Annotated in this window: 11 protein-coding genes; 4 read left to right on the top strand and 7 right to left on the bottom strand. The window is 69.0% G+C overall.

Features of this window, described 5'->3' with window-relative positions:
* Positions 1–16: 16 nt before the first annotated feature.
* Positions 17–841: a deaminated glutathione amidase gene (locus E0H45_RS41830; RefSeq protein ID WP_202872778.1), complete on the bottom strand. Its 825-nt coding sequence runs from the start codon at positions 839–841 to the stop codon at positions 17–19.
* A complete protein-coding gene (locus tag E0H45_RS41835; protein WP_131348369.1) occupies positions 838–1791 on the bottom strand; it encodes a substrate-binding domain-containing protein in 954 nt (317 codons plus the stop codon). Before E0H45_RS41835 ends, E0H45_RS41830 begins: the two co-directional genes overlap by 4 nt.
* Positions 1792–1943: 152 nt before the next feature.
* Here E0H45_RS41835 and E0H45_RS41840 point away from each other — a divergent pair, with 152 nt between their 5' ends.
* The gene (locus E0H45_RS41840) at positions 1944–3302 is read left to right on the top strand and encodes an aminotransferase class I/II-fold pyridoxal phosphate-dependent enzyme (RefSeq protein WP_165546802.1); all 1359 of its coding nucleotides are present in this window, start codon (positions 1944–1946) and stop codon (positions 3300–3302) included.
* Between the two features lie 32 nt (positions 3303–3334).
* Here E0H45_RS41840 and E0H45_RS41845 read toward each other — a convergent pair whose 3' ends face one another.
* Both E0H45_RS41845 and E0H45_RS41850 read right to left on the bottom strand, forming a co-directional pair.
* Positions 3335–4186, bottom strand: a complete 852-nt coding sequence (locus E0H45_RS41845) for an acyl-CoA thioesterase (RefSeq protein WP_131348373.1) — start codon at positions 4184–4186, stop codon at positions 3335–3337.
* 295 nt (positions 4187–4481) lie between these two features.
* A complete protein-coding gene (locus E0H45_RS41850) occupies positions 4482–5396 on the bottom strand; it encodes a proteasome assembly chaperone family protein (RefSeq protein ID WP_131348375.1) in 915 nt (304 codons plus the stop codon).
* Positions 5397–5567: 171 nt separating this feature from the next.
* Between E0H45_RS41850 and E0H45_RS41855 the strand changes: the two genes are divergently transcribed.
* From E0H45_RS41855 to E0H45_RS41865, 3 genes are read left to right on the top strand one after another with little or no spacing between them, the layout of a single operon-like run.
* Entirely contained in the window at positions 5568–6584 is a 1017-nt protein-coding gene (locus E0H45_RS41855) for a hydroxyacid dehydrogenase (protein WP_238155716.1), read from the top strand.
* Positions 6581–8488: a DUF2264 domain-containing protein gene (locus E0H45_RS41860; RefSeq protein ID WP_131348376.1), complete on the top strand. Its 1908-nt coding sequence runs from the start codon at positions 6581–6583 to the stop codon at positions 8486–8488. The genes E0H45_RS41855 and E0H45_RS41860 overlap by 4 nt, the downstream gene beginning before the upstream one ends.
* A 51-nt stretch (positions 8489–8539) precedes the next feature.
* Positions 8540–9067: a ferritin gene (locus tag E0H45_RS41865; protein WP_131348378.1), complete on the top strand. Its 528-nt coding sequence runs from the start codon at positions 8540–8542 to the stop codon at positions 9065–9067.
* A gap of 14 nt (positions 9068–9081) precedes the next feature.
* Here E0H45_RS41865 and E0H45_RS41870 read toward each other — a convergent pair whose 3' ends face one another.
* Genes E0H45_RS41870 through E0H45_RS41880 form a run of 3 tightly spaced genes read right to left on the bottom strand, consistent with a single transcriptional unit; the run spans position 9082 to position 14847 of the window.
* The gene (locus E0H45_RS41870) at positions 9082–10980 is read right to left on the bottom strand and encodes a DUF2207 domain-containing protein (protein WP_131348380.1); all 1899 of its coding nucleotides are present in this window, start codon (positions 10978–10980) and stop codon (positions 9082–9084) included.
* 32 nt (positions 10981–11012) lie between these two features.
* Positions 11013–12923, bottom strand: coding sequence for a DUF2207 domain-containing protein (locus E0H45_RS41875; RefSeq protein WP_131348382.1), 1911 nt, complete (start codon positions 12921–12923; stop codon positions 11013–11015).
* A 31-nt stretch (positions 12924–12954) separates the two neighbouring features.
* A complete protein-coding gene (locus E0H45_RS41880) occupies positions 12955–14847 on the bottom strand; it encodes a DUF2207 domain-containing protein (RefSeq protein ID WP_131348384.1) in 1893 nt (630 codons plus the stop codon).
* Between the last annotated feature and the right edge of the window lie 100 nt (positions 14848–14947).

Raw genomic sequence — 14947 nt, forward strand, 5'->3', positions numbered from 1 at the left:
GACTACTCCTACGGCTTCAGCTGGTGGAGACGGCTTCGACCGGTCGAGGGGTGGGGCTGACGGAGAAGCGCCGGTTGGTCAGGACCGGCAGGCGGCGGCGGGCGTCGGTCAGACGCTGCGTGGAGACGACGGCCGTGATGGTGGCCGGTTCCTCTGCTGCTTGGGCGAGCGGGACACCGAGCGGGTCGACGATGAGGCTCTGGCCGATGTTGCGCTGACCGCATTCACCACTCGCGACGACGTACACGGTGTTCTCGAGCGCGCGGGCGGTGACGAGAGTCTGCCAGTGGTGTTCCTTGAGCGGACCTTTCACCCAGGCGGCCGGCAGCACGAGTACGTCGGCGCCGTCGAGGGCGAGGAGGCGGGACAGTTCGGGGAATCGGACGTCGTAGCAGGTCATCAGGCCGACCTTGAAACCGTTGACGTCGATAAGCTCGGGGACGACGTCGGCCGGGGTCACGTTGTCGGACTCCAGTTGGCTGAACGCGTCGTACAGGTGCAGTTTGCGGTAGAGGCCGGTGATATCGCCGTCCTTGAGGACGACGAGCGTGTTGAACGGCTTGTCGTTGTCCGACTTCTCGTGGATGCCTACGACAACGGTCAGCTCGAGGCCTTCAGTGGCTTTGCGGAGGCCGGTGACGAAGGGTCCGTCGAGCGGCTGGGCGTGCTCGCGGATGCGTTCGCGTTCTTCGATGAAGCGCGCGAGCACACCTTCGGGCAGCACGAGCAGGTCGATGCCGTCGGCATCCGCCTGCTTGATCAGCTGAGTCGCCGTGTCGAGGTTCTCCTGCCAGTCGATGCTCGCGACGAACTGCGCGGCCGCGACCTTCAGCGTACTCATGCGGTCTTCTCCAAAGGGTCGATCTGATACGGGAAGAGGTCGTCGGCGGGGACCGGATGGTCGAGCAGTTCCTGAGCGACGAGTTGTTCCTGGAACGCGGCGACCATGCGGCGGTCGGCGGAGACGCCGTACGGCATCCAGTCGGGGCCGAAGATCCTGCTGGTGATGCCGACCTCCTCGTTGTGCCAGGGCGTGATGTCCATCAGCTTGTTCCGGCGCTGGAAGCTGAGCTGCTTCGCCTGCTCGAACCGGTCGATGAGTTGCTGAGCGATCTCGGGGCGTTCCTGGAGCACCTCCTTGCGGAGGGCAAGGAGATGGATGCCGGGGACGAAACCGTGGCGGCCGTAGTACTCGCGCTCCTCGGCGCGGGTGTCGCGGAAGAGCGTGCGGTACGGCGAGTCCTGGTCGTGGAAGCCGGGTGGCATGAAGGGGGTCATCACGGCGTCGAGCTCCCTGGCCAACAGCAGATCGACGAGCCGTGCACCGTCGGTGGTGTGGCGGATGTTGTTGCTGACAGCAACGCCGCCTATGCGGTCCACGACCGGGTGGGCCTGCGTGAGCGGGCCGACCTGCCAGTCGGCGTCGTGGATGCCGACGCCCGCCTCGGCGAGGATTGCCCGAGTCCAGGTGTTTCCGCTGTCCGGCCAGCCGGTCAGGCCGATGCGCGCGCCCTTCAGGTCAGCGGCCGTCTCCGCGGCCGAGTCCCGGCGCACGATGATGCAGCGGTGCCGGAAGCCCCGCATCAGGAAGATCGGCAGTGCGACCACGCGATCATCACCTGCCGCCCGGGCCCGAACGTAGCGGCTGAACGAGGTCTCGCCGCCGTCGTACTCCGGTGAGCCCCACAGATCTGGTGTCGCCTCCAACCGGCTGACGGTCGGTCCGGGTACGTCGCCGAGAGCCAGCGGGATCACGTGATCCCAATGACGAACGCCGAGGTGAAGCTTCACGCGCTGAGGTTCCTTCGCTGCCGGGACGCTCTCGTGGGGTCCGGGTCGGTCCGCGACGTCGCTGTCGCGAGCTGGAATACGCGGTAGCCTATGTTCAGCGCAATGCCCGAACAATGATCTCGAATGTTACTGATCAAAAACTGGGGAATCGCATGACCGAAGACGTCCCGCCGCAGGACGGGCCGGCTGTGTCGTCCGCCTGGCTTGCCGAGCAGATCGCCGAGTCCAGTGCGGCCGGTATCGCAGCGGCAATCGCCCGGCTGGTGCGGCATGGTGAGCTCGCGCCACAGACCCGGCTGCCGACGGTCCGGGCGCTGGCTCCGCGGCTCGACGTGAGCCCGGCGACCGTGTCCGCAGCCTGGGCCACACTGCGCAAGCAACGCGTGGTCGCCGGCGGCGGACGGCAGGGCACCTGGGTCCTCGGCGGCCTCGCGGTCCCCCGACCGGCCCGCTACGAGAACATCTCCCGCTTCTGGCCCGACCAGACGCTCAACCTCTCGCGCGCGGTCCCGGATCCGGCACTGCTGCCGAGCATGACCGACGCGTTCGTCCACGCGCTCCGCGATCCGGAAGTCCACTCCTACGAGGTGGTGTCGATCAGCAACCCCCTGCGCGAGGCCGTCGGACAGACCTGGCCCTTCAAGACCGACAACTGGATGTGCGTGAACGGCGGCTACGAAGGTCTCCTGCTGCTGATGCGTACGACGGTCGTCCCCGGCGAACACGTGGCCATCGAAGAGCCCGCGACCCCTCGCCTGCTGGACATCCTCGACAACGTGGGCGCGCGGCCGGTGCCCGTCGCGACCGACGCGGAGGGCCCGATCCCGGCGTCGCTGCGGGAAGCGCTCCAGCATGATCCCGTCGCGTTCGTGTACGAGCCGCGCAGCAGTTCGCATCTCGGCGCCTCGGTCACGCCATCACGCCGCGACGAATTGGCGGCCCTGCTGGCCGGCACCGACACGCTCGTGGTCGAGGACGACGGTCTCGGTGACCTGAGTTCGTTCGACTACCACGGGGTCGCGGAGGTCTTGCCTGATCAGAGCGTGCTCGTCCGGAGCTATTCCAAGTCCCACTCCCCCGATCTGCGCCTCGCCGTCATGGCCGGAGCCGCGGAGCCGATCGAGCGAGTGCGGGTTTATCGCCAGTTCGGCTCGGGGTGGACCAGTCGTCTCCTGCAGAACGCGCTCGCATGGCTGCTCCAGGACGAGCTCTCGACGTCCACAGTCGCCACTGCGCGTACGACGTACCGCGAACGCCGCGAGGACCTCACCGGACTGCTGGCCGCCCGCGGCCTTGAGGCGACCGGTGTCGACGGCCTCGCGGTGTGGATCCCGGTCCGGAGCGAACACGAGGCGCTCCTCGTCCTCGCGTCACACGGCATCGCCGTCGCCGGCGCAAGCGCCAGCTGGACGAAACCCGGCCCACCCGCCATCCGCATCGCCACCGGCCTGCCCATCCCCGAGCCCGAGCGAGTAGCCGACGCGGTCGCCCGCGCCGTACAGGCCCGATGACCCCGATCGGCTGGGACTAGTAGATCAGGACGCTATTGATCCTGCGGTTCGGCCAGATCGAGGCCGACCGGACGGATCAGGCCCTCCTGAGCGACGGAGGCGACCAGGCTGCCGGCCTCGTTGTAGAGGCGGCCGGTGGCGAAGCCGCGGGCTCCGGAGGCGGACGGCGAGGACTGGTCGTACAGCAACCACTCGTCGGCGCGGAACGGCCGGTGGAACCAGAGCGCGTGATCGAGCGAGGCCGGCTGGATGCGGCGGTCGCCGATCACGATGCCGTGCGGGAGGAGGCTGGCCCCGAGCAGCGTCAGATCGCTGGCGTAGGCGAGAACGCAAGCATGTAAGGCGGGATCGTCGGGAAGCTTGCCGGCGGCCCTTATCCAGAACTGCCGGCCGGTGACTCCGGCCAGGCGTACGTCGAGGGCGGCCCACTCCCTGTCCCAGTCGTTGGCCGGCCGGCCCGACCGCGCCTCGAGGACGGTCGCGAGTCGCGGCGCCTCCTCCGGCGGTACGACGTCGTCCGGCATCGGATCCTGGTGATCCAGACCCGCTTCAGGACGCTGGAACGACGCGGACATGTAGAAGATCGGCTTCCCGTTCTGCGACGCGACCACGCGCCGGCTGCTGAACGAGCCACCGTCCCGGGTCGGCTCCGGGCGATACACGATCGGTACGGACGTGTCGCCGGCGCGCAGGAAGTAGCCGTGCAGCGAGTGCACCACCCGCTCCGGGTCGACGGTGCGGCTCGCGGCGGCCAGTGCTTGTCCTAACACCTGACCGCCGAACACCCGTTGCATCGAGGTCTGCGGCTGCCGGCCCCGGAACAGGTCGACGTCGATCATCTCCAGGTCGAGCAGCTCGACCAGATCCTCCAGCGACTCAGGCATGCCTCATCCTGACAGCCCCGGCCGCCGCGCAACGACGTACCCACTGTGGAAACCGTCACGTACGCCCATCGCCCCGTCCCAATTTGCCTGGCAGACCCATCAAATGGGGGGTTCCTGACCCTGGCTAAGGGTCACAAACCCCTCATTTGATGGGTCCACCAGGCAAATTGGTGGGTCTGCCAGGCAAATGGGTGGTGTGACACGGCGACTGCGGGTTGAAGTGTCGGCGTGGCCCGCCCCGGGGGGCGGAGGCGGGGGCGGGGGGCGGAGGCGGGGGGCGGGGGGCGGGGGCTAGCTAGTCGTTGTCTTCGCGGTTGAGTTCGGCGAGGAATTGTTCTACTTCCGCGCCGAGCTCGTCTGCGGAGGGGGTGGAGTCGGCGAGGAGGCTCTTGCGGGTGAGGGAGCCTTCGGCGGCGTCGTACTGCGTTTCCAGCGCCTTGACGACTGCGCTGGCGTCATCGGAAGCCTCGACCTGCTCGTCGACCAGCCGGCCGGTGACGGCAGCCTCGTCGAGCAGGGCCTTGCTAGGGAGCAGCAGACCGGTCGCGGCCGAAATCGCGTGCACGAGGGCCAGTGCGGCACCCGGGAAGCGGTTCTCGGCGAGATAGTGCGGCACGTGGACCGCGAAGCCCATCGCATCCTTGCCCGCCTCGCCGAGACGGACCTGCAGCATCGTCCCCGCGCTCGCGGGCAGCCGCATCTCGCCGTCCCAGATGTTCGAGCGGGTGACCAGCTCGGGTCGCGTCGCGTGCGCCGTCAGGCCGAGCGGCCGCGTGTGCGGCACACCCATCGGGATGCCGTGCACACCGACCGTCAGCGTCACGTTGTAGAGGTCGTTGAGCTGCCGGATCGCCCCGGCGAACCGGTCCCAGTGGTTGTCCGGCTCGGCGCCCTCGAGCAGCAGGAAGTCGACGCCCGCGTCGTCGGTCACCAGATGCAGGCTCAGGTGCGGCGGGTCGTAGTCGGTGAACCGGTCCTCGGCGAACGTCACCTCGGGCCGCCGGGCCCGGTAGTCGTGCAGAAGGTCGATGTCGAACCGCGCCAGCAGCCGGTGGTCCAGCACCTCGAGCAGGTGGTCCGCGGTCACGCGCCCGGCCTGGCCGGCGTCCATGAATCCGTCCAGCGAGTGCACCAGGACCTTCGGCGTCGCCGCCGGGCCGGTCGCCACCGACTCGTCGACGATCTCGTAGAGGTCGTCCGGTCGCAGCATCCTCGTCTCCTTCGCAACTTCCAACACAGCTGACAGGCAGTTCTACCTGAACCAACGCCGGGACGTCGCGGACAAATTCCGGGCCCGGGGAAGTTGCCGGAAAGATTCAGGATGTTCCAAGACTCGGCGGTCGGCGCGACAGCGGTGGAAAGCGCTTGCTAGGTTGTCGTCGTGAGCCGCGAACCAGATTCCGCCTTGACCGTCATGCTGGCGATGAACGACGCCAGCCGGGAGCGCGTCCTCGTGCCGCGGGTCCGGCAGCGCCTGGACGCGATCGCCACCGTGCTGCTGGTCGGACCCGGAACCAGTTTCCTCGCCGACCCCGCCGTACGGGCGGCGCTCCCGGACGTCGACGTACTGCTCACCGGCTGGGGCTGCCCGCGGATCGGGCCGGAGGTTCTCGAGGCGGCGCCGAAGCTGCAGGCGATCCTGCACGCGGCCGGCTCGGTCAAGGCGATCGTCGATCCGGCCGCGTTCGACCGCGGGATCCAGGTCTCGTCCGCGGCCACGGCGAACGCGCAGCCGGTGGCCGAGTTCACGGTCGCGGCGATCGTGCTGGCCGGGAAGCGGGCGTTCCGGCTCGCAGCGCAGTACCGGCTGGAGCGGCGCAAGGCCGACCCGCACGGGATGCCGGGCAGCTACGGTACGACGGTCGGCCTGCTGGGGGCGTCGCGGATCGCGAAGATGGTCGCGGAGCGGTTGCGCGGGTTCGACCTGGAAGTGCTGATCAGCGACCCGTACCTGACCACTGACCAGGCGGCGGCGCTCGGTGCGGAGCTGGTCGACAACGACACGCTCTTCCGCCGCAGTGACATCCTCAGCGTGCACGCGCCGCTGCTCCCGGAGACGGTCGGCCTGGTGGACGCGCGGCTCCTCGGACTGCTGAAGGACGGCTCGTCGCTGATCAACACGGCCCGCGGCAAGATCATCGACTCCGACGCCCTGATCCGCGAGTGCGCGACCGGCCGGATCGACGCGATTCTCGATGTCACCGACCCGGAGCCGCTGCCGCCGGACTCGCCGCTGCTCGACCTTCCGAACGTCTTCGTCACCCCGCACGTCGCCGGTGCCGTCGGCAACGAGATCGCCCGCCTCGGCGAACTCGCCGTCAGCGAACTCGAACGCCTGGCCGCCGGCCAACCCCTCGAACACGCCATCAGCCCCGCCGAGATCGGGAGACTCGCATGACCCGCTTGATCCTGCCGGACACCGACCGTGAGCTGTCCCGTCAGACCGGATGGGTGCGGGCGCACTGGGAGGCGCTGGCGGACCATCTGCTCGACTCCCTCGTTCCGTACTTCTCCCCCGGCGCCTCCCTGGTCGAGCTCCCGGGCCGGCCGAGCCGGTCGGGTACGGCGTCCGACGCGCTGGAGGGATTCGCCCGGTCGTTCATGCTCGCCGCGTTCCGGATCGCCGGCGTCCAGGGCAAGGGCTGCGAGGAGCTGATCGAGCGGTACGCGCGGGGCGTCGCGAACGGCGCCAACCCGGACCACCCCGAGGCGTGGCTGCGGCTCACCCCGAGGTCGCAGCAGATGGTGGAGGCCGCGGCGATCGCGGTGTCGCTGCACGAGACCCGCGAATGGATCTGGGACCGCCTCGACACGCGGGCGCAGGAACACGTCGCGGAGTGGCTCGGCGGTTTCAACGGGTCGACGACGCACGACAACAACTGGCGGCTGTTCCAGGTCGTCAGCGAGCAGTTCCTCGCATCGGTCGGAGCGCCGTACTCGCAGGAGGACATCGACGGCGGTCTCGACCGGATCGAGGACTGGTACGTCGGCAACGGCTGGTACTCCGACGGCGACGGGCAGAACTTCGACAACTACATCGGCTGGGCAATGCACCTGTACCCGGGCCTGTGGGCGCGGATGGCGGCCGCGACGCCGGGAGCGCAGTACGAGGACCGGCTGAAGCTCTACAAGGAGCGGATCAAGCTCTTCCTCGAGGACGCCGTACACCTGGTCGGGAACGACGGGGCGCCGATCTACCAGGGGCGGTCGCTGACGTACCGGATGGCTGCCGCGGCGCCGTACTGGATGGGCGCGCTGCTCGACTCGACGCCGTTGACGCCAGGTGAGACGCGACGGCTGTGCTCGGGGATCGCGCGGCATTTCGTGCAGCACGGGGTGCCGGACGAGCGTGGCGTGCTGACGCTCGGGTGGTACGACACGTTCCTGCCGACCACGCAGCAGTACTCCGGTCCGGGCTCGCCGTACTGGGCCTCGAAGGGGTTCGTTGGGTTGATCCTGCCGCCGGAGCACCCGGTGTGGGCGGACCCGGAGGACTCGATTCCGCTGGACAACGCGGATCAGCTCCGAGCGATGCCGGAGCCGGGGTGGATCGTGCACGGGAGCCGTCACGACCAGGTGGTGCAGCTGGTGAACCACGGCGCCGACCATGCGCCGGTGGCCGAGCCGCAGGGCGTGGAGCCGGCGGGTGATCCGCACTACAACCGGCTGGCGTACGCGAACCATGCAGGCCCGGACCTGTCCGATCACGAGCCGCACGTCGACAACCTGATCTCGATGGTCTCCCCCGAGGGCCTGGCCAGCGGGCGCGGGCGGATCCGTCGGCTCGGCGTCGACGGCAGTACGGCGTCCTCGTGGCACAACGCCTGGCTCGGCTCGGAAGGACCGTGGGCGATGGAGATCACGTCGCTGGTGCACAGCGGCTGGGAGATCCGGTGTGCCCTGGTAGAAGGGCCCGCCGGAGCGTTGGTGCGTAGTGGTGGGTTCGCGGTCGCGGGCGATTCCTTGCCGGAGGCAACAGTCAACGAAGGAGCCGCCTCGGCACGCAATGCCGACGGGTTGGTGTCGGCGGTGGTCGGCCTGCACGGGTACGACGAAGCGGGTGTGCATCGCGGGCTGGGAGTGAACCCGTACGGCGCGCACTCGGCGACGCCGTACCTGACGGCTCCGCACCACGGGGAGCCGCTGGTGCTCGTGAACGCCGTACTGCTGACCCGGGACGCGCTCCGGCCGGAGGCGCTTGCCGAGGGCATCGATGTTGCCGTGGACGGTACGACGGTGCGGATCAGCCTGCCCGGAGGCGGTGCCGAGGTGGTCGAACTGGGACGGAATCGAGCCGGTTAGGTCAGGCTCGCCAAGGGTGTGGATTCGGCGGATGGCCGTTAGATTGACGGAATGAGCACGTACGAGAAACTCCTGCAGGAACAGATCCGTAACGAATTCACGGCCGCCCAGCAGTACGTGGCAGTTGCTGTCTGGTTCGACGACCAGGACCTGCCGCAGCTGGCCGCGCACTTCTACAAGCAGTCGCTGGAAGAGCGCAACCACGCGATGATGATGATCCAGTACCTGCTCGACAAGGACATCCGGCCGCACATCCCGTCGGTCGGCGAGGTCGAGTCGGACTTCAAGACCGCGCTGGAGCCGCTCGAGCTCGCGCTGGCGCAGGAGGTCACGGTCACCAAGCAGATCGAGATGCTCGCGCGCACGGCACGTGACGAGAGCGACTACATCGGTGAGCAGTTCATGCAGTGGTTCCTCAAGGAGCAGGTCGAGGAGGTCGCGGCCATGAACACCCTGGTCAACGTCGCCAAGCGCGCCGGCGACAACCTCTTCCACCTCGAGGACTTCCTGGCCCGCGAGACCGTCGGCGACGTCGGCACCGACCCCACGGCTCCCACCGCCGCGGGTGGAGTGGTCTGAGCGACCACCTCCCCCTACCAGCTGCCCCCGCCACCGCCGCCTCCTCCGCCGCCTGAGGACGACGAGGACGAGCTGCTGGAGGAGAACCCGGAGGACGAGCCTCCTCCGGTGGACGGCGAGGGCGGCTCGGCGAACGTGCTGGAGACCGTCGTGGAGATGCTTGCGGCGGTCCAGCCGGAGTCGTAGTACGAGCTCGAGCCGGAGTACCAGGCCGGAGCGGCCGTCAGGCGGCCGGCGTCGACGAGCTGGCGGCAGACCTGTTGCCAGCGGTCGGCCAGGCCGAGGACCAGAGCCCACGGCAGATACTTGCTGAAGATGTCCTCACCATCCTCGAAGCGCAGCTGATCCGCCTCGGCGGTGGTGAGGTACTGACGGAACCCGATCACCTGGTCGGTGATCGCGCGCCCGAGCGCATCGCGCCGCCCCTTACGATTCTGAAGAATCAGGTCGACGACGGCGTTCAGCACCGCCAGAACGGGCAACGCGACGGCGATCGTCGGCCCCAGCCAATACGGCGCGCCGAACTTCACCATCCACACGATCAAGCTGATCAGCCCGACTAGCACTGCTAGGAAAACCCCGCAGCCCAGCGGCACCCAGCCGTACCCCGACGACTCCACCACCTTCGGGCGCCGCGGCATCCGCACGTACCACTTCCGCTCCTCGGCACGCTGCCACAGCGCTTCGCCCACCCCCTCCGCTGCCCGTTGCGGCAGCGTGTCCCCGACCGCCGGCGCCACCAGCCGCACCTCGGCACCGGGTTGCTGCTTGGGAAACAGCCCCTTCAGCAACGCATTCTCATGCGTCGCCGTGGCAAGCTCGGCGTCGACCAGCACAGCTGTCCGTACGTCGTTCTCGCCCTCGATCCGGATCGCCCCGCGAACGGCCAGGTCCACCAGGGTCGCCGCGACCTCGGTCGTGTCCACCTTGCCGTCAAGCAACAGACCACCTTCCGCGGCGGTGATGTCCGGCGGCGCGAACGCGACCGGGATCTCCTTCTCCGCCAGGCGATCGCGCACGGTCGGCACCGTCAGACCTTCGGGCGGCACGGTTCCCGGCGGCATCCCGTCGTACCGGCGGTCTCGCCGGGACCGCACCAGGACCTTGCCGCCGGCGATCACCAAGGCGGTCAGGATGACCGAGACGATCGCGGCCGGCCAGCTGACGCCGTACCGGGCGAGAAAGCCCGGTGGGTCCACGACGATCGGCAGGTCGTTGCTCACGGCACCGGACTTGAGGCCCGCGACGATCGTCATGCCCTCGTCGCGGACGACGTCGGTCTCCTGCGTGAAGATCGCCTTGCCGCCGACGATCTGCTTCTCGTTGCAGCTCTCTGTCGACCCGGGCGGGCCCTCGTTGCACGCGACCCTGGTCACGCCTTGCGGCACCGTGACCGTGATGGTCACGTGGTCCAGCGGCGCCTCCCAGCTCGACCCGGTCGCGTCCCAGTACAGCTCGCTGTGGTCCGGGAAGTGCCGCAGCGCGCCGCGGACGTCGTAGCTGATCCGGTACGTCGCGTCCTGGCCGGGAACCGTGTCGCCCGACGATCCGATCTTGATCCGCAGCACCTGGTTGCGGGCCTTGTTCGTCTTCGTCGTCGACAGGTCGAACTCGGACGGGGCCGTCGGCGACGACACCTGGACGTTCGTCACGTCGTACCGCTGGTCCTTCGACGGATCGTCGGCGTACGGCTCCCGGACGACGAGATCGCGGAAGATCCCGTGCCGGTCGGTGTCGCCGAAGTGGTACTCGATCGTCTCGGTGACGTGCAGTACGCCGTCCGCGCTGACGTCGTAGGCGATCGCCATGGACCGCACCCGGTCCCCGATCGCGGCGGACGCGGGTACGGCGTACCCGGCCAGCGCGATCCCGACGGCGAGCATGCTGACCAACACCCCGAGCGCACGACGCATGCGCGCGACATTACCGAGCGTAGAGGTCGTGACTACCAGCTGCCGCCGCCACCGCCGCCTCCACCGCCGCCCGACGAGCCCGAGGACGACGAGGAGGAACCGCTGTACGAGCTGAAGCCGGACGAGCTACCGCCACCGGATCCGGGAGCGGGCGCAGGAGGTGGTGGCGGCACGAACGTGCTCTGGACCGCGGTGCTGATCGAGCTCGCCGACCAGTTGGAGTGGTAGTACGACGGGCCGACGTACCAGGTCGGATCGGGCGTCAGCCGGCCCGCCTCCACCAGCTCCGCGCAGACCCGCTGCCAGCGGGAGGCGAGACGGAAGGCGATCGCCCAGGGCAAGTACTTCGAGAAGATGTCCTCGCCCTCCTCGAAGCGCAGCTGGTCCGCCTCGGCGGTCGCGAGGTACTGCTGGAACCCGATGACCTGGTCCGTGATCGCGCGACCTTCCGCGCTCCGCTGCCCGCGCCGCTTCCTCCCGATCCACATCCACAGCAGCGTCAGCAGAGCGCTGCCGGGGATGATGATCGCGATCACGCGGCCCGCGGTGGCCGGGCCGGACCCGATCTGTGCGGCGCCGAAGCAGAGGATGGCGAGGGCGAACGTGAGCATCCAGCCGAGGGCGGTCGAACCGTCGCCGTTTCCGGACGAGGCCGGCAGGCTGAGGTACCACTTCTGCTGCTTGATGCGGGTCCACACGGCGTCGTACATCTTGTCCGCGGCCTGCACCAGCGTGTAGTCGCCGACCTCTGCTCGTTCGAGCAGCCGCTCCTCGCCCGGCTCCTGCTTCGGGAACAACCCCTTGAGCAGCACCTTCTCGTGCTGCGCCGTCGCGACCTTCGGATCGACCAGCACGGCCTTGCGCGCGCCGTCGTCCGAGTTGTCGAGGCGGATCGCGCCGCGGACGGCGAGGTGAACCAGCGTGGCCGCGACCGCGGTGGACTTGTCGGCCGCATCCGCCATCACGGCGCCCTCGGCGACCGTGACCTCGGGCGGCGCGAACGCCACCGGGATCTGGTCCGCGGCGAGCCGATCCTTCCCGATCTGCGCGCTCTCGCCCGCGGGCGGGGCGGTCCCCGGCGGCATGCCGACGTACCGCAGATCGCGGAGGCCGTGCCGGTTGTAGAGGAACGCGGCGACGATGCCGGCCGCGGTCGCCAGCACGGACCCGGCGAGCGCGAGCCAGGACAGCCCGCTGCGCTCCAGCCAGTTCGGCGGGTCGACCACGATCGGTGTGTCGTTCTGCACGGCGCCGGCCTTGATCCCGGCAACGATCGTCAGCTGGCTCCCGCTGAGGAGCTTGGAGTCGGTGAAAAGCCCGATGCCCCCGGCAACGGACTTTTTCTCGCAGGGGCTCGTGGAGCCGGCCTTGCCGCTGTAGCACTCGACCTGCTGCACGCCCTCCGGTGCCTGGACGCTCACGGTGACCTTCGTGATGTGCGCGTCCCACGCCGAGCCGGTGGCGTCCCAGTACAGCTCGCTGTGGTCGTCGAAGTGCCGGAGCGCGCCGCGGACGTCGTACGAGATCACGTACTTCGCGCTGTCCGACCAGATCGTCTGGTCCTTCGAGCCGATCTTGATCCGCAGCGTCTGGTCCCGGTCGAGGTTGTACTTCGCCGTCTCGGTCGTGAACTGGTCCGGCGCGGTCGGCGACGACACCAGAATGTTCGAGACCTCGTACTTCTGGTCCTTCGTCTCGTCGTCGGCGTACGGCTCGCGGATCACCAGGTCGCGGTAGATCCCGTGCCGTCCGGACTCCGCGAAGGTGTAGTCGATCGTCTCCGTGACATGCAGTACGCCGTCCTCGGAGACCGTGTAGGCGATCGTGAACGACTCGATCTCGTCGCCGTACGCCACGGTCGCAGCCTCGGCCGGTACGGCGAAACCTGCCACCGCGAGAACGGTGAACAGTGTGCTGATGACGATCCCGAGCGCCCGACGCATAGCCGGAATGTAGCCGCCCCGAAGGCCACTACTACCAGCTGCCGCCGCCTCCACCGCCGCCACCGCCGCCGGAGGAGCCGCCGCTGAATCCGGACGAGCTGCCGCCGCCACCGCCTGAGCTGGACGGCGTGGGCGGCGGGTCGAAGGTGTTCGTCAAGGTGGCGGTGACCGCGCCCGCGGTCCAGCCCGAGGCGTAGTACGACGGCCCGGAGTACCAGTACGGGTCGGGCGTGATGCGGCCGGCGGCGACGAGCTGCTCGCACACCTTCTGCCAGCGGTCCGCGAGACCGAAGGCGATGGCCCAGGGCAGGTACTTCGAGAAGATGTCCTCGCCCTCCTCGAAGCGCAGCTGGTCCGCCTCGGCCGTGGCCAGGTACTTCCGGAAGCCGATCAGCTGGTCGGCCACCGCGCGGCCGGCCGGGTTCCGTTGCCCGCGGCCCCGGATCGCGATCCAGATGCCGATGGCAACGATGACCGCGATCACCGGCACCGCGACGACGACCGCCCGGCCGAACCCGCCGGTCGCGGCGCTGATCACGGTACCCATCAGGCCGGCACCGACGACCCAGATCCCGATCATCGCCATGCAGGCGCAGCCGAAGCCGTTCTTGAACGCCGAGCCGCCACCGGCCCGCGGCATCCGCAGGTACCACTGCCGAGCCTTCACCTGGTCACGGAGTGCCTTGATCATCTCGTTGTGCGCGTGCCGCATGGTGTTGTCACCCACCGCACCGCGCTCCAGCAGCACCTCCGTGCCCGGCTGCAACCCCGGGTACAGGCCGAGCATCAGCGCCTGCTCGTGCGGTGCGGTCGCGGCCGCCGGGTTCAGCAGCACCGCCTTCTGCGAGGTGCCGTCGTTGTCGATCCGTACGCCGCCGCGCACCGCCAGGTCGATCAGCGTCGCGGCCGTCTCGGTCGTGTTCGCCTTCGCGTCGATCAGCAGCCCGCCCTCGGCGACCGGGATCCGCGGCGGCGCGAACGCGACCGGGATCTGGTCCTCGGTGAGGTCGTCCTTCACCGGCTGCGCGGCGACCCCGTCCGGCGGGAACGCGCCCGGCGGCATCCCGGCGTACCGCTGATCCTTGTTGCCGAACTTCGCGTAGAGCGCGGCGAGGACGACGGCTGCCACGGTCGCGATGCCGGAGCCGATCAGCTGGAGCCAGGACACCCCGTTGCGCTCGAGCCAGCTCGGCGGGTCGACGAGGATCGGGGTGTCGTTCTGCACGGCGCCGGCGGTGATTCCGGCGACGATCGTCAACTGCTCGCTGCTGTCGAGGTTGGAGGCGCCGAACACACCCTTCTCGCCGACCACCGACTTCTGCGGGCACGTCCGGTTCGATCCGGCGGTGCCCATGAAGCACTCGGTCTTGGTCACGCCCTGCGGTACGTCGACGTTGACCGTGACCTGCTGGATCACCGCGCCCCACGCGCTGCCGGTCGCGTCCCAGTACAGCTCGCTGTGGTCGTCGAAGTGCCGGAGCGCGCCGCGGACGTCGTACGAGATCTTGTACGTCGCCTCGGTGCCGGGGATCGTCTCGTTCGCGGAGCCGATCTTGACCTGCAGTTCCCCGTAGCGGCCCTTGTTCCCCTCGTAGGTGTCGACGGTGAACTCGTCCGGGGCGCCGGTCGGGGACGACACCTCGATGTTCGAGACCTGGTACTCCTGGTCCTTCGAGTCGTCGTCCTTGTAGGGCTCGCGGGTGACCAGGTCCCGGTAGATCCCGTGCCGCCCCGACTCCCCGAAGTGGTAGTCGATCGTCTCCTCGACGTGCAGCACGCCCTCGGCGGACACCGTGTAGTCGATCCTGAAGTTCCTGATCGCGTCACCGGCCTCCGCCGTACCCGCGCCGGCCGGTACGGCGAAACCGGCCAACGCGAGGACGGCGAACAACAGACTGATGACTACCCCGAGTGCCCTACGCATGCCCGTGACCCTATCCAGAGCCAGGGTCCGGGGGTTGCGGGGCCGACACGAATCCGCGAGCTGAGGGGCCTTGTGCGAAGTGTCGGTTAGGGGAATCGTG

It is taken from the genome of Kribbella soli (genome assembly GCF_004331345.1).
Classification (GTDB): Bacteria; Actinomycetota; Actinomycetes; order Propionibacteriales; family Kribbellaceae; genus Kribbella; species Kribbella soli.